General features: G+C 54.4%; 18 protein-coding genes. 7 read left to right on the plus strand and 11 right to left on the minus strand.

Annotated elements, in window-relative coordinates; genetic code table 11:
* Positions 1 to 25: 25 nt before the first annotated feature.
* From IUJ45_RS00990 to ilvD, 4 genes are all read left to right on the plus strand, one after another.
* Entirely contained in the window at positions 26 to 1312 is a 1287-nt protein-coding gene (locus IUJ45_RS00990) for a sulfate adenylyltransferase subunit 1 (protein WP_002237927.1), read from the plus strand.
* Entirely contained in the window at positions 1309 to 3123 is a 1815-nt protein-coding gene (locus tag IUJ45_RS00995; RefSeq protein ID WP_002246197.1) for an assimilatory sulfite reductase (NADPH) flavoprotein subunit, read from the plus strand. The genes IUJ45_RS00990 and IUJ45_RS00995 overlap by 4 nt, the downstream gene beginning before the upstream one ends.
* Before the next feature lie 26 nt (positions 3124 to 3149).
* Positions 3150 to 4919: an assimilatory sulfite reductase (NADPH) hemoprotein subunit gene (gene cysI, locus IUJ45_RS01000; RefSeq protein ID WP_002239786.1), complete on the plus strand. Its 1770-nt coding sequence runs from the start codon at positions 3150 to 3152 to the stop codon at positions 4917 to 4919.
* A 172-nt stretch (positions 4920 to 5091) separates the two neighbouring features.
* Positions 5092 to 6951 (plus strand): dihydroxy-acid dehydratase, encoded by a 1860-nt coding sequence (gene ilvD / locus IUJ45_RS01005; protein ID WP_002236978.1) that lies wholly within the window; start codon positions 5092 to 5094, stop codon positions 6949 to 6951.
* Here the strand turns inward: ilvD and IUJ45_RS11110 are convergent.
* Positions 6877 to 7509 carry a hypothetical protein gene (locus IUJ45_RS11110; RefSeq protein ID WP_425312876.1) on the minus strand — a complete coding sequence of 211 codons (633 nt, stop codon included), beginning with the start codon at positions 7507 to 7509 and terminating at the stop codon, positions 6877 to 6879. The genes ilvD and IUJ45_RS11110 overlap by 75 nt on opposite strands.
* An 87-nt stretch (positions 7510 to 7596) precedes the next feature.
* Between IUJ45_RS11110 and IUJ45_RS01020 the strand changes: the two genes are divergently transcribed.
* Complete coding sequence (locus tag IUJ45_RS01020) at positions 7597 to 8232, plus strand: CapA family protein (RefSeq protein WP_002246196.1); 636 nt, start codon at positions 7597 to 7599, stop codon at positions 8230 to 8232.
* 77 nt (positions 8233 to 8309) lie between these two features.
* Here the strand turns inward: IUJ45_RS01020 and bioB are convergent, their stop codons facing one another.
* From bioB to IUJ45_RS01060, 8 genes are all read right to left on the minus strand, one after another.
* Positions 8310 to 9362, minus strand: a complete 1053-nt coding sequence (gene bioB / locus IUJ45_RS01025; RefSeq protein WP_002222463.1) for a biotin synthase BioB — start codon at positions 9360 to 9362, stop codon at positions 8310 to 8312.
* Positions 9363 to 9568: 206 nt separating this feature from the next.
* On the minus strand, positions 9569 to 10945 hold the full coding sequence (mpl, locus tag IUJ45_RS01030; RefSeq protein WP_002246195.1) for a UDP-N-acetylmuramate:L-alanyl-gamma-D-glutamyl-meso-diaminopimelate ligase: 1377 nt from the start codon (positions 10943 to 10945) through the stop codon (positions 9569 to 9571).
* A 61-nt stretch (positions 10946 to 11006) separates the two neighbouring features.
* The gene (locus IUJ45_RS01035; RefSeq protein ID WP_002213559.1) at positions 11007 to 11312 is read right to left on the minus strand and encodes a hypothetical protein; all 306 of its coding nucleotides are present in this window, start codon (positions 11310 to 11312) and stop codon (positions 11007 to 11009) included.
* An 11-nt stretch (positions 11313 to 11323) separates the two neighbouring features.
* Positions 11324 to 11677 carry a hypothetical protein gene (locus IUJ45_RS01040; protein WP_002217201.1) on the minus strand — a complete coding sequence of 118 codons (354 nt, stop codon included), beginning with the start codon at positions 11675 to 11677 and terminating at the stop codon, positions 11324 to 11326.
* A gap of 261 nt (positions 11678 to 11938) precedes the next feature.
* Complete coding sequence (locus IUJ45_RS01045) at positions 11939 to 12136, minus strand: hypothetical protein (protein WP_002213562.1); 198 nt, start codon at positions 12134 to 12136, stop codon at positions 11939 to 11941.
* Between the two features lie 9 nt (positions 12137 to 12145).
* On the minus strand, positions 12146 to 12931 hold the full coding sequence (locus IUJ45_RS01050; protein ID WP_002217202.1) for a TrmH family RNA methyltransferase: 786 nt from the start codon (positions 12929 to 12931) through the stop codon (positions 12146 to 12148).
* A 73-nt stretch (positions 12932 to 13004) separates the two neighbouring features.
* Positions 13005 to 14315 (minus strand): tRNA lysidine(34) synthetase TilS, encoded by a 1311-nt coding sequence (gene tilS / locus IUJ45_RS01055; RefSeq protein ID WP_002233875.1) that lies wholly within the window; start codon positions 14313 to 14315, stop codon positions 13005 to 13007.
* A 67-nt stretch (positions 14316 to 14382) separates the two neighbouring features.
* Positions 14383 to 15342, minus strand: a complete 960-nt coding sequence (locus tag IUJ45_RS01060) for an acetyl-CoA carboxylase carboxyltransferase subunit alpha (RefSeq protein WP_002217206.1) — start codon at positions 15340 to 15342, stop codon at positions 14383 to 14385.
* A 210-nt stretch (positions 15343 to 15552) separates the two neighbouring features.
* Here IUJ45_RS01060 and IUJ45_RS01065 point away from each other — a divergent pair, with 210 nt between their 5' ends.
* Positions 15553 to 15954: an RNA-binding S4 domain-containing protein gene (locus IUJ45_RS01065; protein ID WP_002217207.1), complete on the plus strand. Its 402-nt coding sequence runs from the start codon at positions 15553 to 15555 to the stop codon at positions 15952 to 15954.
* 67 nt (positions 15955 to 16021) lie between these two features.
* Here the strand turns inward: IUJ45_RS01065 and iscX are convergent, their stop codons facing one another.
* Positions 16022 to 16219 (minus strand): Fe-S cluster assembly protein IscX, encoded by a 198-nt coding sequence (iscX, locus tag IUJ45_RS01070; protein WP_002213567.1) that lies wholly within the window; start codon positions 16217 to 16219, stop codon positions 16022 to 16024.
* A gap of 212 nt (positions 16220 to 16431) precedes the next feature.
* On the opposite strand from iscX, the gene IUJ45_RS01075 reads away from it, so the two are divergent.
* Positions 16432 to 17019: a hypothetical protein gene (locus IUJ45_RS01075; RefSeq protein ID WP_002246194.1), complete on the plus strand. Its 588-nt coding sequence runs from the start codon at positions 16432 to 16434 to the stop codon at positions 17017 to 17019.
* A 286-nt stretch (positions 17020 to 17305) separates the two neighbouring features.
* Here the strand turns inward: IUJ45_RS01075 and fdx are convergent, their stop codons facing one another.
* Positions 17306 to 17647, minus strand: coding sequence for an ISC system 2Fe-2S type ferredoxin (gene fdx / locus IUJ45_RS01080; protein WP_002217209.1), 342 nt, complete (start codon positions 17645 to 17647; stop codon positions 17306 to 17308).
* Positions 17648 to 17664: the final 17 nt, after the last annotated feature.

The following is a 17664-nucleotide window of genomic DNA, read 5'->3' on the forward strand; positions in this document are numbered from 1 at the left end:
TTTAAGCAGATATGAGGAAGAAAATATGACGGCACAACACCAAACCCCGCTCCGCTTCATTACCGCCGGCAGCGTCGATGACGGCAAAAGCACCCTAATCGGACGACTGCTCTACGACAGCAAAGCCCTGCTGTCCGACCAAATCAAAACCTTGGAATCCGGCAAAAGCAAAGGTTTGAAAGAAACCATAGACTTCTCCATCCTGACCGACGGACTGGAAGCCGAACGCGAACAGGGCATTACGATCGATGTGGCATACCGCTATTTTTCCACGGCGAAACGAAAATTCATCATCGCCGACACGCCGGGGCACGAACAATACACGCGCAATATGGTTACGGGCGCAAGCACCGCTTCGGCGGCAGTCGTGCTGGTTGACGCATCCCAACTGGATTTCGGCGCGCAGCCCTTGCAGCTTCTGCCGCAGACCAAACGCCATTCCGCCATCCTCCGCCAACTCGACTGCCCGCATATTGTGGTGGCGGTCAACAAAATGGACCTGCTGGATTACAGCGAAGACAAATTCAACGCCATTGTGGAGGCATACCGCCGACTTGCCGAACAGCTCGGTTTGAAAGACGCGCATTTCGTACCGGTGTCCGCACTCTTGGGCGACAACATTGTTTACCCCGGCGGCAATATGCCTTGGTATAAAGGCGAACCCTTATTGTCCATTTTGGAAACCCTGCCGGGGGCGGACGAAGTCAGCCGCACCGCCGACGATTTTTATTTCCCCGTGCAACTGGTCGTCCGCCAAGATGCCGACAAGGCCGATGATTTCCGAGGCTATCAGGGGCGCATCGAACGCGGTTCGGTCGCCGTCGGACAAACCGTCCGCATCGAACCGAATGGGCTGACCGCCGAAGTGTCTGAAATCATCACACCCAAAGGCGAAGTGGCGCAGGCTTTTGCCGGAGAGGCGGCAACCCTCCGGCTGGATCGCGACATCGATGTTTCGCGCGGCGACCTTTTTGTCGATAAAAATTCCCCGCTCGCCCCGCAAAAACATCTGGAAGCCACGCTTTGCTGGTTTGACGAACGTCCGCTCAACACCGCGCGCAAATACCTGCTCAAGCACGGCACGCAAACCGTGCCGGCAAAAGTCGGGGAAATTGAAAGCGTTTTAGATGTCCGCACGCTGGAACAAGAGGCCGGCGCGGAATCCTTGAAGATGAACGACATCGCCAAAGTCCGCATCAACCTTCAAAAACCCGTTACGGCAACGCCTTATGCGGAAAACACCGCCGCCGGTTCGTTTATCCTGATAGACGAAGCGACATACGGCACTGTTGCGGCAGGTATGATTTTATGAGTGAACACGATATGCAGAACACAAATCCGCCATTACCGCCTATGCCGCCCGAAATCACGCAGCTCCTGTCGGGGCTGGACGCGGCACAATGGGCGTGGCTGTCCGGCTACGCTTGGGCAAAAGCAGGAAACGGGGCATCTGCAGGACTGCCCGCGCTTCAGACGGCATTGCCGACGGCAGAACCTTTTTCCGTAACCGTCCTTTCCGCCTCGCAAACCGGCAATGCGAAATCCGTTGCCGACAAAGCGGCGGACAGCCTGGAAGCCGCCGGCATCCAAGTCAGTCGCGCCGAACTGAAAGACTATAAGGCGAAAAACATCGCCGGCGAACGCCGCCTGCTGCTGGTTACCTCCACCCAAGGCGAAGGCGAACCGCCGGAAGAAGCCGTCGTGCTGCACAAACTGCTGAACGGCAAAAAAGCCCCGAAATTGGACAAACTCCAATTTGCCGTACTGGGTTTGGGCGACAGCTCCTATCCGAATTTCTGCCGGGCGGGCAAAGATTTCGACAAACGTTTTGAAGAATTGGGCGCAAAACGCCTGCTCGAACGCGTTGATGCGGATTTGGACTTTGCCGCCGCCGCAGACGGATGGACAGATAATATCGCCGCACTCTTAAAAGAAGAAGCCGCAAAAAACCGGGCAACGCCCGCGCCGCAGACAACGCCCCCCGCCGGCCTTCAGACGGCACCGGATGGCAGGTACTGCAAGGCAGACCCCTTTCCCGCCGCCCTGCTGGCCAATCAGAAAATCACCGCCCGCCAATCCGATAAAGACGTGCGCCACATCGAAATCGATTTGAGCGGTTCGGATTTGCACTACCTCCCGGGCGACGCGCTCGGCGTTTGGTTTGACAACGATCCGGCACTGGTCAGGGAAATCCTAGACCTGCTCGGCATCGATCAGGCAACGGAAATACAGGCGGGCGGAAAAACCCTGCCGGTTGCCTCCGCACTGTTATCCCATTTTGAACTCACGCAAAACACCCCCGCCTTTGTCAAAGGCTATGCCCCGTTCGCCGATGATGACGAACTCGACCGTATTGCTGCCGACAACGCCGTTTTGCAAGGCTTTGTGCAAAGCACGCCGATTGCCGATGTGCTGCACCGCTTCCCGGCAAAACTGACAGCGGAACAATTCGCCGGCCTACTGCGCCCGCTTGCGCCGCGCCTGTATTCGATTTCCTCGTCGCAGGCGGAAGTGGGGGACGAAGTGCACCTGACCGTCGGCGCGGTGCGTTTCGAACACGAAGGGCGCGCCAGGGCGGGCGGCGCATCGGGTTTCCTTGCCGACCGGCTGGAAGAGGACGGCACGGTGCGCGTGTTTGTGGAACGCAACGACGGCTTCAGGCTGCCCGAAGACAGCCGCAAGCCGATTGTGATGATCGGCTCGGGCACCGGCGTCGCACCGTTCCGCGCTTTCGTCCAACAACGTGCCGCAGAAAATGCGGAAGGCAAAAACTGGCTGTTTTTCGGCAATCCGCATTTTGCCCGTGATTTTCTCTATCAAACCGAATGGCAGCAGTTTGCCAAAGACGGCTTCCTGCACAGATACGATTTCGCCTGGTCGCGCGATCAGGAAGAAAAAATCTATGTGCAGGACAAAATCCGCGAACAGGCGGAAGGACTTTGGCAATGGCTGCAGGAAGGCGCGCATATCTATGTGTGCGGCGATGCGGCAAAAATGGCAAAAGACGTGGAAGCCGCCTTGCTGGATGTGATTATCGGGGCAGGACATTTGGACGAAGAGGGCGCAGAAGAATATTTGGATATGCTGCGCGAAGAAAAACGCTATCAGCGTGATGTTTATTGATTAAATATAATCGGGAGGAACACAAAATGACCGTACAGACCAAGACAAAAGGTTTGGCGTGGCAAGAAAAACCGCTATCCGACAACGAACGTCTGAAAACCGAAAGCAATTTTTTACGCGGCACGATTTTGGACGATTTGAAAGACCCGCTCACGGGCGGCTTCAAAGGCGACAACTTCCAACTCATCCGCTTCCACGGTATGTATGAGCAGGACGACCGCGACATCCGCGCCGAACGCGCCGAGGCAAAACTCGAGCCCTTGAAATTTATGCTTTTGCGCTGCCGGCTGCCGGGCGGGATCATCAAACCGTCCCAATGGATAGAACTGGACAAATTTGCCCGGGAAAACAGTCATTACCGCTCCATCCGGCTGACCAACCGGCAAACCTTCCAATTTCACGGCGTGCCGAAAGCCAAGTTGCAGACGATGCACCGCCTCTTGCACAAACTGGGTTTGGATTCCATCGCCACGGCGGCGGATATGAACCGCAACGTGCTTTGCACGTCCAACCCGATCGAGTCCGAACTGCACCGGCAGGCTTACGAATACGCGAAAAAGATTTCCGAACACTTGCTGCCGCGCACGCGCGGTTATCTGGATGTGTGGGTGGACGGCAAAAAAGTTCAAAGTTCTGACGACTTCCTTCAAGAAGACGAGCCGATTTTGGGCAAAACCTATCTGCCGCGCAAATTCAAAACCGCAGTCGTCATCCCGCCCTTAAATGATGTGGACTGCTACGGCAACGACTTGGATTTTGTCGCCATTTCAGACGGCAACGGACAGCTTGCCGGATTCAATGTTTTGGCGGGCGGCGGGCTTTCGATGGAACACGGCAACACCAAAACCTATCCGAACATTTCACTGGAACTGGGTTTCGTGCCTCCGGAACACGCGCTGAAGGCCGCCGAAGCGGTGGTAACCACACAGCGCGACTTCGGCAACCGCAGCGACCGCAAAAACGCCCGCACCCGCTACACCATTCAAAATATGGGCTTGGACAACTTCCGCGCGGAAGTCGAACGCCGTATGGGTATGCCGTTCGAACCCATACGCCCGTTCAAATTTACCGGGCGCGGCGACCGCATCGGCTGGGTGAAAGGCATAGACGGCAACTGGCATTTGACCCTTTTCATCGAAAGCGGGCGTTTGGTTGACGAAGGCGGGAAACAGCTTCTGACCGGCGTGTTGGAAATCGCCAAAATCCACAAAGGCGACTTCCGCATCACCGCCAACCAAAACCTCATCGTGGCAAATGTACCCGAAGGAGGCAAAGCCCGGATCGAACAGCTCGCCCGCTCATACGGGCTGATACACGACGGTGTCAGCAAACTGCGCGAAAATGCGATGTCGTGCGTTTCCTTCCCGACCTGCCCGCTGGCAATGGCGGAAGCCGAACGCGTGCTGCCGGACTTCATCGGCGAGCTGGATAAGATTATGGCGAAACACGGCACGTCGGACGACTACATCGTTACCCGCATTACCGGCTGCCCGAACGGCTGCGGACGGGCGATGTTGGCGGAAATCGGACTGGTCGGCAAAGCCGTCGGACGCTACAACCTCCATATCGGCGGCGACCGTGAAGGCGTACGCATCCCCCGTCTTTACAAAGAAAACATCACCCTGCCCGAAATCCTTGCCGAATTGGACGACCTGATCGGCAAATGGGCGGCAGAACGCAATATCGGCGAAGGTTTCGGCGATTTCGCCATACGGACGGGCATCGTCAAACCCGTATTAAATGCACCCGTTGATTTTTGGGACGCATCCAAAGCCGTCGCGATTGCCCGCGCCTGAACCCGTCCCCGCATTCCTGCGGGGATTTTCTTTTTTGCCGCACGCCGTTTCAATCCCGCAAAATTCCGATACTTGGTATAAAATACCCTCTTTTCCCACTCTAAAAAACCGTACCCGATACCGTCTGAAACAGCCCTGTCTTTCAGACGGTATAGGCACAAGGAAACACACTATGCCAGAATACCGCTCCAAAACCTCCACCCACGGTCGCAATATGGCGGGCGCGCGCGCGTTGTGGCGCGCCACCGGCGTGATGGAAACCGACTTCGGCAAACCGATTATCGCCGTTGCCAACTCGTTCACCCAATTCGTGCCAGGTCATGTCCACCTGCACAATATGGGCCAGCTGGTTGCCCGCGAAATCGAAAAAGCCGGCGCCATCGCCAAAGAATTCAACACCATCGCCATCGACGACGGCATCGCTATGGGACACAGCGGTATGCTGTATTCCCTGCCCAGCCGCGATTTGATTGCCGACTCCATCGAATATATGGTCAATGCCCACTGCGCCGACGCGCTGGTGTGCATTTCCAACTGCGACAAAATCACCCCGGGCATGCTGATTGCCGCGATGCGCCTGAACATCCCGACCATCTTCGTTTCCGGCGGTCCGATGGAAGCAGGTAAAGTTATCGGCGTGGCAAACATCCAGCCCGAACGCCGTTTGGACTTGATTGACGCGATGATTGAATCGGCGGACGACAATATCAGCAACCGGCAAGTTGAAGAAGTCGAACAAAACGCCTGCCCGACCTGCGGCTCGTGTTCGGGTATGTTTACGGCAAACTCGATGAACTGCCTGACCGAAGCACTCGGGCTGTCCCTGCCGGGCAACGGTTCTTACCTCGCCACCCACGTCGGCCGCAAAGAACTGTTCCTCGAAGCCGGCCGTATGATTGTCGAAATCACCAAACGCTATTACGAGCAAAACGATGAAACCGTGTTACCGCGCAGCATTGCCACCAAAAAAGCGTTTGAAAACGCTATGACCATGGACATTGCCATGGGCGGCAGCACCAACACTATTTTGCATTTACTCGCCGTTGCCAACGAAGCGGGCGTGGATTTCAAAATGGCAGACATCGACCGCTTAAGCCGCGTTGTGCCCTGCATCTGCAAAACCGCACCCAACAACCACGACTACTATATGGAAGACGTGCACCGAGCCGGCGGCATCTTCGCCATCCTGAAAGAATTGGACAAAGCGGGCAAGCTGCACACCGACGTGCACACTATCCACGCGCCGACGCTGAAAGACGCGATTGAAAAATGGGACGTAACCAACCCTGAAAACACCCACGCCATCGAACGCTTCAAAGCCGCGCCCGGCGGCGTACGCACCACCCAAGCGTTCTCGCAAAACCGTATGTGGAAAACCCTCGACCTCGACCGCGAAAAAGGCTGTATCCGCGACGTGGCACACGCCTACTCGCAAGACGGCGGTTTGGCGGTCTTGTTCGGCAACATCGCCGAGCGCGGCTGCGTGGTAAAAACCGCAGGCGTGGACGAGAGCATCCTCAAATTCACCGGCCGCGCCCGCGTGTTTGAAAGCCAAGAAGACGCAGTAGAAGGCATTTTGGGCAACCAAATCGTCGCCGGCGACATCGTCATCATCCGCTACGAAGGCCCGAAAGGCGGCCCGGGCATGCAGGAAATGCTGTATCCGACTTCCTACCTGAAATCTAAAGGCCTCGGCAAAGCCTGCGCTCTCTTAACCGACGGACGCTTCTCCGGCGGCACATCAGGTTTGTCCATCGGACACGCCTCGCCCGAAGCGGCGGAAGGTGGCGCGATCGGTTTGGTACACGAAGGCGATACCGTCGAAATCGACATCCCCAACCGCAGCATCCGCCTTGTCATTTCCGACGAAGAACTCGCCGCCCGCCGTGCCGAAATGGAAGCACGCGGCAGCAAAGCGTGGAAACCGGAAAACCGCGACCGCTACGTCTCCGCCGCATTAAGAGCTTACGGCGCGATGGCGACTTCCGCCGACAAAGGCGCGGTGCGCGACGTAGCGCAAATCGAAAGATAAGCCCCAAAACGTGCGGCAAATGCTGTCTCGTCTGAACAGTAAAGGTCTGATGATGGACAAATTTATCTGGGCGATGGCGGTATTTTCCGCAATTTTGGCCTCGTTATCGGCAGCGGCTTTAGCGCGATCGAGTATGTAAAAGAGCTGCCGCTCGCCGCCGTTGCCGTGATGCCTTGCGCGCCGAAGTCGTTGCTGTGGTTGTTGGTGAAGCTGAGGTAGTCGAATCCCGCGTCGGCAAGGTATTGCCCGTATGCGGAGGGCGTTCGGAATGCATAGCATATTTTGGGGGGTTGCACATTTTTTCGGCGTACCGCCTTCGTCAAACAGCGTGCCTTCGAGGTTGCCGACGGTAATGTCCGCGTCTTGCAAGGCAGATTCGACGTTTTTCAGAATATTGGTATCGGGCAGGTAATCGACCGGATAATTGCTGCCGAGCATAATGTCGCCCACGCCGATAATGGAAACGGTATCGGCTGTCTTTTCGTCAGGCGCATCCTGTCCGTCCACATCGCCGGTATTTGAAACGGGCGCGGGGTTTGAACCGTCAATCGGCAGCACGGGGATTCCGTTCCGGCAGGATGCGCCGAGGGCTTGACCCCGGCGGTTTGCGGTGCGGAAACGGCATAAAGGGCGAACCTTGACGAATTGAACATCAAATATTCGGGCATCGAAAACAGGTTTGAAACCGCCATCCTGAAGAAAAACGGCGTAAGATCCGGCTTCGTCTCCTTCGCCCCCAACCTTGCCGCCGTCAAACTGAACGACTATGCCAAAGTCAAAAAACTGATTGCCAAAACCAAACAAAAAGCCGAGATCGTTATTGTGATGTTCCACGGCGGCGCAGAAGGGAAACAGGCGGAACACCTGCCGTTCGATACCGAAATCTTCTATGGGGAAAACAGGGGCAACGTCGTTGAGTTTGCGCGGCTTGCCGTCGATTCCGGCGCGGATGTCGTATTCGGGCAGGGGCCGCACGTTACACGCGCCGTCGAACTTTACCGCGACCGCTTCATCTCCTACAGCGGCGGCAACTTTGCCACCTACGGCGCAATCAACACCTCCGGCATCAGCGGCATTGCGCCGATTTTCAAAATTATCACCGACAAACAGGGTAAATTTATTTCCGGAACTATCATCCCTATTACCCAAGCCGACGATAAAATCCCCAAAATCGACCCCGAGAAAACCGTTATCGGGCGGATTATTTATCTGAACCGCAGCGATTTCCCCAACGGGAACGGGCTGGATGTCTCGCCCGACGGCAACATCACGCGCCGGTAAAAAGATATTGGAAATACCGTCCGAACAAATGCCGTCTGAAAGCCTTTTTCCGGGTTTCAGACGGCATTTTGCAATCGTCAATAATCCACTTTAATCCCCGAGGCTTTTTCCACTTCGGCGACCTCGCCTTCCAGCTCAAACTGTAAGGGATACAGGTTAAGCTTTTCCATCAGGATTCTGTCGCCGTCTTCGTCCGGATTGCCTGTGGTCAACAGCTTGTCGCCGTAAAAAATCGAATTCGCGCCCGCCATAAAGCACATCGCCTGCATCGCTTCCGGCATATTGCTGCGCCCTGCCGACAGCCGGACATAACTTTGCGGCATCGTAATCCGCGCCACGGCGATGGTGCGAACAAATTCCGTCCAGTCCAAATCTTCGGCATCGTCAAGCGGCGTGCCTTCCACTTTGACCAACCGGTTAATCGGCACGCTTTCGGGCTGCGGGTCGAGGTTGGCGAGGCTGGCAATCAGCCCGGCGCGTTCGGCACGAGTTTCGTTCATCCCGACGATGCCGCCGCAGCAGACTTTCAAACCGGCGTTGCGGACTTTGCCCAAGGTGTCCATACGGTCTTCATGCCGGCGTGTATGGATGATGTCGTTGTAGCGGTCGGGGTCGGTGTCGAGGTTGTGGTTGTAATAATCCAAGCCCGCCTCTTTCAAGTCTTCCGCCATACCTTCTTCGAGCATACCGAACGTGCCGCAGGTTTCCATACCCAAGCCCTTGACGGCTTTGATGATTGCGGAAACCGTCTCCACGTCTTTGGGTTTGGGGCCGCGCCATGCCGCGCCCATACAAAACCGGCTTGCGCCGCGCGATTTGGCGATTTTGGCTTTTTCGACGATTTCATCCACATCCATCATCTGCTCTTTGCCCAGATTGGTGTTGTGGTGCGCCGATTGCGGACAGTAGGCGCAATCTTCGGGACAACCGCCGGTTTTGATGGACAACAGCGTGGAAAGCTGGATTTCGCGCGGGTTGAAATTTTGGCGGTGGATTTCGGCGGCTTGGTAAATGAGGTCGAGGAAGGGAAGTCCGAACAGGGCTTCGACATCGCATTTTTTCCAATAGCGCGCGGTGGGATGCGGCTTGCACTCGGTCTTGCGGCGCAAGGCTACGGGGGATACGGTCATAATGTGTTCTTTCGTATTTACAGCGGCGCAATGACGCTGACGTGCAGACCGCCGGCGCAATGACGGCGGTTGCGGGTAATCAAATGGCTGAAAACAGCGGCGGCAAGTGTAACGCGTTTGAAAATACGGGGCAAACGGTTTTTCCGCCTTTGTGCCGCGCAGCCGGGCGATGCCGTCTGAAGGGCTTTCAGACGGCATCGCCCGGGCTATCTCAAAGCGTCCAGCAGTTTGGTGTGTATTCCGCCGAAACCGCCGTTGCTCATCACCAAAATATGGTCGCCTGCTTCGGCGTTTTTCACGATTTCGGCAACGAAGGCATCGAAGTCTTTGCCGACGTGCAGCCTGCCGCCCAAAGGCGCGAGGGCTTCGGCAACGTCCCAGTCCGCGCCGCCGGCGTAGCAGAACACTTGGTCGGCTTCTTTGAGGCTTGCGGGCAGGGCGGCTTTCATCGTACCCAGCTTCATCGTATTGGAACGCGGTTCGAGGACGGCGAGGATGCGCGCGCCGCCGACGCGCTGGCGCAAACCTTGAATCGTGGTTTCGATAGCGGTCGGATGGTGGGCGAAGTCGTCGTAAACGGTGATACCGTTTGCCGTGCCTTTGATTTCCATGCGGCGTTTGACGTTTTTAAACGTGCTCAAGGCTTCGCAGGCCGTCTGAATGTCGACTCCGGCATGACGCGCGGCGGCGATGACGGCGAGCGCGTTCATGCGGTTGTGTCCGCCCATCAAACTCCAAGCGACGTGTCCGGCTTTTTTGCCGTCAAGCAACACGTCGAACGAGCCATCGGCATTGGCTTCGCCGGCCTGCCAGCCGTGTTCCGTGCCGAATTTTTCCACCGGCGTCCAGCAGCCTTTGTCCAAAGTGTCTTGCAGGCTTTGCTGCCGTCCGTTGCAGACGATGAGGCCTTCAGACGGCACGGTACGCACGAGGTGGTGGAACTGGGTCTGTATCGCGCCCAAATCGGCGAAGATGTCGGCGTGGTCGAATTCCAGATTGTTCAACACGGCGGTACGCGGACGGTAATGCACGAATTTGGAGCGTTTGTCGAAAAACGCGGTGTCGTATTCGTCGGCTTCAATGACGAAAAACGGCGATTGGCTGTTCGGGTCTTGGCGCGGCGTTTGCGGCAGGCGGGCGGAAACGCTGAAGTTTTCCGGTACGCCGCCGATAAGGAAGCCCGGTGCGAGTCCGGCATATTCCAAAACCCACGCGAGCATAGACGCGGTGGTCGTTTTGCCGTGCGTCCCCGCCACGCCGAGTACCCAATGATGGTGCAGCACGTTTTCAGCCAGCCATTGCGGGCCGGAAATATAAGGCAGCCCACGGTTCAAAATCGCTTCAACCACATCCATCCCGCGCTTGGCGACATTGCCGATAACGTAAACGTCGGCTTTAAATTCGTCCAACTGCGCGGTGTCGAAGCCTTCATACACGCCTATGCCCAAGGCTTCGAGCTGGGTGCTCATCGGCGGATACATCTTCGCATCGCAACCGCTGACTTCAAACCCTGCTTCTTTGGCAATGGCGGCAATCCCACCCATAAACGTGCCGCCGATACCGATAATGTGGATGTGTTTCATCAGAGTTCCCTAATCGTTCAAATTCTATTATTCAACGCCGTCATGGCTGATTCGGTTTCAATCAATGCGTCTTTGCACCGGTATTCGAAGCATCCTTATGCGTATTCTCTCTCGGATTTTGGACGTGTTCGTCCCTCACCGTGTCCGAATAATCGCCGACCCCTGCGTCTTCCGCCCTGTCTTTTACTGCCGGTCTAACCGAACTGTACACCAGGTCCCGCCCCAAACCCGCGTTGGTACAATGTTTTCCCGGAGTTTGGCTGTAACTGGTTTTACCATTATGGCGGCACGCGTAAACATTTGCCGAAAATACGGTCTGAACCGCTGTAACAAGCAACATACTTCCAATTATTTTAGATACGCGCATATCAACCTCCTTTATCGTTCTTCTTCAAAAAAGGGAATGTATTTCAATAGCACTTCATCTAATTCTTTCATTCCCTGCTCATAATTGAACGGGTATTCCCAACCATCCCCTACTTTGATTTCAGAAATATCTTTAAACTTCCGCTTAAGGGCGGACACTTTGTCCATATCGTCATCAATTTCCTGTTTGCCGAACGGTATTTTCCGCTTTTCCAAAACCTCGTCATAATAACAAGATAAATTAAGCAATAGCCCCCAAGCACTATTTGCAATTACGACTAATCTATGTTTTTCTCTGGTTAAATAATCTGCACCGCTATCATAGATTGCCCTTGTCGGGTCATAAAAAAATTCGCAATTTTTCATAGCGTCCCCACACTTTAACCGATTCGCAATTTTATATCCGCGATTTTGCAAGCTGCCCATAAAAACCAATTGCCTGCCAAGCCGGCACTACTTGTTAAAGATGCCCGATAATGCCGCAACTCTTCCGTATTTACCGACAAACGCCCTATTTGCTTAGAGCTGTTTTGTTTCCCGAAAAACTTTAATCCATTGATTTAACAAATTTTTTACCAAATTATTTATTTGTTCGGATTCCATTAACCCAATTTTGAGCAATATCTGTCAAAACCATTTCCACCACATCCAAAACAAAACCGCCGCCGCCACGGTATTGGACAATAAGATGAGTTTCCACTGCCCGTCCTTCCGCAATGCCGCCTTCTTGGGCTTCAAAGCACCCGCATAAAAAAACGGCGACAGCAGCATAGAAGCGATACATAAGAAAATCAATACGCCGTAATAGATTTTTTCAGACGGCATTTCTTTTCCTCAATACGCCGACCGCTGCCGCATCTGTTCAAACAGGCAGATTGTCGCCGCCATCGCGACATTTAAAGACTCGGTTGCATCGTGCATCGGAATCCTGACACACTTGTCCGCCCTGTCCAAAACCGCTTTACCGACCCCCGCGCCTTCGTTGCCAAACACCCAGGCTGTCGGTTCGCACAAATCTTCGCCGTACAAAACCGCCTGCTTTTCCTCTCGCAAGGCGGTGGCAAACACACGGCCTTTATAGCTCGCCAACCATATTTCCAAATCCGCCTGCGAATAAATGTCCAACAAGAAATGCGCGCCCATCCCCGCGCGCAATACCTTGGGCGACCAAACATCCGCTGAACCCCTGCCCAAAACGACCGTACCTACCCCTGCCGCCGCCGCGCTCCGCAACACCGTGCCGACATTGCCCGGGTCTTGCACGCCGTCCAAAACCACGCAGTCGCCGCCGGCAGGCAAAGCACCCGCATCCGGAATATCAATCAGCGCAAGCACATCATCCGCACAAGTCAAGCTGCTGATTTTTTTCAATATGCCGTCTGAAACGGAAAAAACCTTGCCTTCCGGCACAACCGCCCTCAGCCTGCGGACTTCTTCAGACGGCATTTTGCCCTCGGGAATATATACCCCGACCGGTTTTCTGCCGGATTGCAGGAAAACCTGAAGCAGGTGCACGCCCTCCAAAACGGTTTGGGCGTATTGCCGTCTGAACTTTCCTTGCGACAACAGGCGGTGCAGGTGCCGGATGTGTTCATTATTGGTCGAACTGATGTGTTTCACTTCACAAGCCTTTTAGAAATATGCAACCGGACAATACCCGTCTGAACGCCGCCGAAATCTGTTTGCGATATTATCAAAATAAAATGGGAAAGTCAGGATGGACGGGCAAAATGCCGTCTGAAACCGAGTATTGGAAATCCGCACAACAGTTTGCCAACGCCAATGGACGGTTTCCGCTGTCGGCAACAAGCGGCCAAATTGGGCGCAGGACAGGCAAAACCCGTTTCCCCTGAAGGATTTTTTTCACATCCTTATGGATGCCGCCGACAGCCAACGTATCCGATACCGCTACCGTCCTCAAAATTCCGTCCTGCTCCAAAAGATGCTCAGGAAGCCCAAACGGATGACGTTTTAAAACAAATCCCTGCCCCGTCAATATTTCCCTTAAATTTCCGCTTATCTGCCTGTCTTTCAAAAACCGCAGTTTATCCGTTTTTTCCAGTCGGAACACAAACAGCCTGCCTGCATAATGATGCAATTCAAAGCCTTGCAAGTTCCAACGTCCGGTTTTTGCCTCCGTCAAAACCCGGGCAATGTCGGCAAGGGCATTCTGATTCGGCATGGGGATGCCGTTTTCCTTCAAAAAATACCGCAAAATATGGGTTTTCCGGCGTGGGGAAAACGCCTGCCAACGCACCGTATCGAAACTGCCTTCCTCACAGACCCAACGGCAGTCCTGACCGATGATTTCGTCCAACAAAGCCAAATCTTCCTGCAAAGCGCGGACATTGTTCAGTACATGCCGCCCGAAATGGGGAATCTGCGCCGAAAGTTCGGGCAAAATACGGTGCCGGAAGCGGTTTCGCAAATAAGCCGTATCGCTATTGCTTTCGTCCTCGATATTCGGCAAACCGTGTTTTTGGGCATAATCCCATATGTCTTGGCGCGAAAAAGGCAGCAAAGGCCGCCAGATGATGCCTTTTTCCCCAAAAGGGCGGACGGTGGGCATAGCCGCCAAAGCGCGCAAACCGCCGCCGCGAGCGACTGCCAGCATAAAGGTTTCGATTTGATCGTCCCTGTGGTGCGCCAACGCCAAAACGTCAAAGCCTTTTTCGGCAAACGCGGCATAACGCTTTTGCCGCGCCGCCGCCTCGATGCCCAAACCGTTTTTTTCCACGCAGACCTTAACCGTTTCCAGCCCCACCCCGAGCATATCGCAATAGTTTTGGCAGAAATCTGCCCAATCGTCGGCACGGGGACTCAAGCCGTGATGGATATGCAATGCATCCGGAATAAAACCGCCCTTTTTTCCGGCGCGGACAAGCAGATGCAGCAAAACGACGGAATCCAAGCCGCCGCTTAATGCCACCGCTGTTTTTTTTCCATTCAGACCTTGAGGAAAACAATCCTTCAAGCATTGCTCAAACGCATCTAAAGTCAGCACGGTTCCGTCCCGATAAAGAAAAAGCAAGCAGTTTCAGACAAACTGCTTGCTGCTTGTTCTACCTGAATTATTGTTCCGAAAATTTGCCGTAAGCCATAATGCGGTCGAAACGGCGCGAAAGCAAATCGGCAAGCGGGATGCTTTGCGCTTCGTGCAGTTGTTTTTCCAAAACGGCTTTCACGTTTTTCATGGTTTGCCCAAAATCCCGATGCGCGCCGCCCAATGGTTCTTTGATGACGGTATCGACCAAGTCCAGCTTTTGCAGGCGGTCAGCAGTAATGCCCAAAGCCTGAGCCGCATCCGCCGCCTTTTCGGCGGTTTTCCACAAAATCGAAGCGCAGCCTTCGGGGGAAATAACGGAATAGGTCGAGTATTGCAGCATATTGACGTAATCGCCCACGGCGACCGCCAACGCACCGCCCGAACCGCCTTCGCCGATGACGGTACACAAAACAGGAACGCGCAGGCGTGTCAGTTCGTACAGGTTTTTGCCGATGGCTTCCGACTGCCCGCGTTCTTCCGCGCCGATGCCGGGATACGCGCCCGGTGTATCGATAAAGGTCATGACGGGCAAGCCGAATTTTTCTGCCGTTTTCATCAGGCGCAGGGCTTTGCGGTAGCCCTCGGGGCGCGGCATACCGAAGTTGCGGCGGATTTTTTCTTTGGTGTCGCGCCCTTTCTGATGCCCGACGACCATCACGCTTTGTCCGTTGAAACGCGCCAATCCGCCGACAATCGCATGATCGTCGGCAAAGTGGCGGTCGCCGTGCAGCTCTTCAAAATCAGTAAACAGTGCCTCAATGTAATCCAAAGTATAGGGACGCTGCGGATGCCGGGAAACCTGTGAAACCTGGGCGGGCGTAAGTTTGCTGAAAATCGATTTGGTCAGGTCGTTGCTTTTTTTCTGCAAACGGTGTATTTCGTCCGAAATATCGACGGCAGACTCGTCTTGGACGAAACGCAGCTCATCGATTTTGTTGGTCAGTTCGGCTATGGGTTGTTCAAAATCCAAAAAAACAGGTTTCATAGAATGAAGCTCTCATCAACAGATTCTGCCGCTATCATACGCTATTTGTGCATATTCCGCAGTTAATTTATTGTCCAAAACGGCTTTTCCACACCCTCTTTTTGTGTTCGGACAGCATGGAAAACAGTGGATTAGTGCATATATACTAGTTATAGGCGGCGTATCTTATGCTAAACTTGAAACAAATTCAATTATTTCAAACAAAATCGTATGAAAGACAAGCACGATTCTTCCGCCATGCGGCTGGACAAATGGCTTTGGGCGGCACGTTTTTTCAAGACCCGTTCCCTTGCGCAAAAGCACATCGAACTGGGTAGGGTTCAAGTAAACGGCTCGAAGGTCAAAAACAGTAAAACCATAGACATCGGCGATATTATCGACCTGACGCTCAATTCCCTTCCCTATAAAATCAAGGTTAAAGGTTTGAACCACCAACGCCGCCCGGCATCCGAGGCGCGGCTTCTGTATGAAGAGGACGCGAAAACGGCAACATTGAGGGAAGAGCGCAAACAGCTCGACCAATTCAGCCGCATCACTTCCGCCTATCCCGACGGCAGACCGACCAAGCGCGACCGCCGCCAACTGGACAGGCTGAAAAAAGGAGACTGGTAAAACCATTCCCGCTGCAAACAGAAGCACGAACCGCGTACCGCCGCATTTCAGACGGCATTCCCGAAACTTATTCCGCCTCGTCTATCCATGCCTGCTGCACGGCTTCGAGGATGCGTTCGCCGCAACGGGCGGGGTCGTCGTCAAATTCGGGCAATGCCATAATCAGGTCGCGCAGTTGGGTAAAGCGCACGGTTCTGGGATCGATGGTTTCGCCGTGCAGGTCATAGAGTTCTTCGGCGATACGCCGGGTGTCGGTCCATTTCATATGAATTTCCTTTTATCGTCCGGCATTGAAGCCGTGTAGAATATGTTTCGGCAAAACTGCCGCACCTTGAGGATGGCTGAATGTTTCAACTCGCCGGACAACACATCAAGCACCAGCCTATGTGTCGTCCTGATCTGGGAGGAGTTGTCCCTCCCAAACAAATCTGATTCTACCGCCCCGAAGAGCGGGGTTTCAACCGACAAGGAAGATTGATGAACAATATGTTTGCCGCAAAATTGTCCAAACTGGTTTATACCGCTTCCGACCATCCTGATTCCCTGTCGGAGATGGAGGAGTTTGACCGCCTGATTCTGCTGATACGCAAACTGTATCAAATATTGGACGGGCAACATATCCTCTCCAGAGTAACGGTTTGCCTTCACCACCAAAACCGGCGCGGCCTGATTGCCTTGGATAAAGCGGCTGCCGGTTGCGATGCGGCAATGTTGCGCGCCCAACGTTGGCGTATCTACACGCAGATTGCGGAACGCCTTTCCGGGTCGGGCGGCGGCTTCACGGTTACGGCAGAAAGCGTGTCCGCCGCCTGCCCGGAGCTTGAAGGACGCTATCTCGAGCTTGTCCGCCGCGCCGCCGTCTCTTTCGGTTTCACGCAAGGACAGGAAAATCCGGCAGGCGGACAGGAAAAAACACAAGCCGTCCCGGATGCCGCATCGGGTCATTCCGTCAGAAAACCAATCAAAATCAATATAGAAGCGAAAGTGGAACGCTATCCGGCATACCGCCCGACCGCCGCCCTGAAAGTAACCCGCCGGCGGTTTTTCCGGCTGCAAAACCGATAAATACCCGTGCATCGCGCCCGAGTAATCCGCCTCGGATGCCGCACCAATCCGTTCCGTCAGAAAACCGATAAAAATCAATATATAGTGAATTAAATTTAAACCGGTACAGCGTTGCCTCGCCTTGCCGTACTATTTGTACTGTCTGCGGCTCGCCGCCTTGTCCTGATTTTTGTTAATTCGCTATAGAATCGAAAGTTCCGCCTGTACGAACGCCTGTTTTCGGGCGATTGCGCCTTATCCGCGCAACAATGCCGTCTGAAGCGTGCCGGCTTCAGACGGCCTGTTTTCAGTGTTCTTCGCGCGCGTGGTTGATGGTGTATTTGGGGATTTCCACAATCAAATCTTCGCCGGCGACAACCGCCTGACAACTCAGGCGCGAATCGGCTTCCAAACCCCAAGCCTGATCGAGCAGGTCTTCTTCCAATTCGGTCGGCTCTTCCAGGCTGTCGAAACCTTTGCGGATAATCACGTGGCAGGTTGTGCAGGCGCAGGATTTTTCGCAGGCGTGATCGACTTCGATATCATGGTCGAGCAGCACGTCAAGGACGGTTTTACCTTCGGGTGCGTTATCGATGACTGCACCCTCGGGGCATAATGTCGTGTGTGGAAGTACGGTGATTTTGGGCATTTTTATTGTCTTTCTGT

The sequence above is a fragment of the Neisseria meningitidis genome, assembly GCF_022869645.1.
Lineage (GTDB): Bacteria > Pseudomonadota > Gammaproteobacteria > Burkholderiales > Neisseriaceae > Neisseria > Neisseria meningitidis.

What these genes read in the sequence shown, in the direction of transcription:
- IUJ45_RS00990 (WP_002237927.1), top strand. Translation starts at nt 26, where the DNA reads ATGACGGCACAACACCAAACCCCGCTCCGCTTCATTACCGCCGGCAGC.
- IUJ45_RS00995 (WP_002246197.1), top strand. Translation starts at nt 1,309, where the DNA reads ATGAGTGAACACGATATGCAGAACACAAATCCGCCATTACCGCCTATG.
- cysI (WP_002239786.1), top strand. Translation starts at nt 3,150, where the DNA reads ATGACCGTACAGACCAAGACAAAAGGTTTGGCGTGGCAAGAAAAACCG.
- ilvD (WP_002236978.1), top strand. Translation starts at nt 5,092, where the DNA reads ATGCCAGAATACCGCTCCAAAACCTCCACCCACGGTCGCAATATGGCG.
- bioB (WP_002222463.1), bottom strand. Translation starts at nt 9,362, where the DNA reads ATGACCGTATCCCCCGTAGCCTTGCGCCGCAAGACCGAGTGCAAGCCG.
- mpl (WP_002246195.1), bottom strand. Translation starts at nt 10,945, where the DNA reads ATGAAACACATCCACATTATCGGTATCGGCGGCACGTTTATGGGTGGG.
- IUJ45_RS01035 (WP_002213559.1), bottom strand. Translation starts at nt 11,312, where the DNA reads ATGCGCGTATCTAAAATAATTGGAAGTATGTTGCTTGTTACAGCGGTT.
- IUJ45_RS01040 (WP_002217201.1), bottom strand. Translation starts at nt 11,677, where the DNA reads ATGAAAAATTGCGAATTTTTTTATGACCCGACAAGGGCAATCTATGAT.
- IUJ45_RS01045 (WP_002213562.1), bottom strand. Translation starts at nt 12,136, where the DNA reads ATGCCGTCTGAAAAAATCTATTACGGCGTATTGATTTTCTTATGTATC.
- IUJ45_RS01060 (WP_002217206.1), bottom strand. Translation starts at nt 15,342, where the DNA reads ATGAAACCTGTTTTTTTGGATTTTGAACAACCCATAGCCGAACTGACC.
- IUJ45_RS01065 (WP_002217207.1), top strand. Translation starts at nt 15,553, where the DNA reads ATGAAAGACAAGCACGATTCTTCCGCCATGCGGCTGGACAAATGGCTT.
- iscX (WP_002213567.1), bottom strand. Translation starts at nt 16,219, where the DNA reads ATGAAATGGACCGACACCCGGCGTATCGCCGAAGAACTCTATGACCTG.
- IUJ45_RS01075 (WP_002246194.1), top strand. Translation starts at nt 16,432, where the DNA reads ATGAACAATATGTTTGCCGCAAAATTGTCCAAACTGGTTTATACCGCT.
- fdx (WP_002217209.1), bottom strand. Translation starts at nt 17,647, where the DNA reads ATGCCCAAAATCACCGTACTTCCACACACGACATTATGCCCCGAGGGT.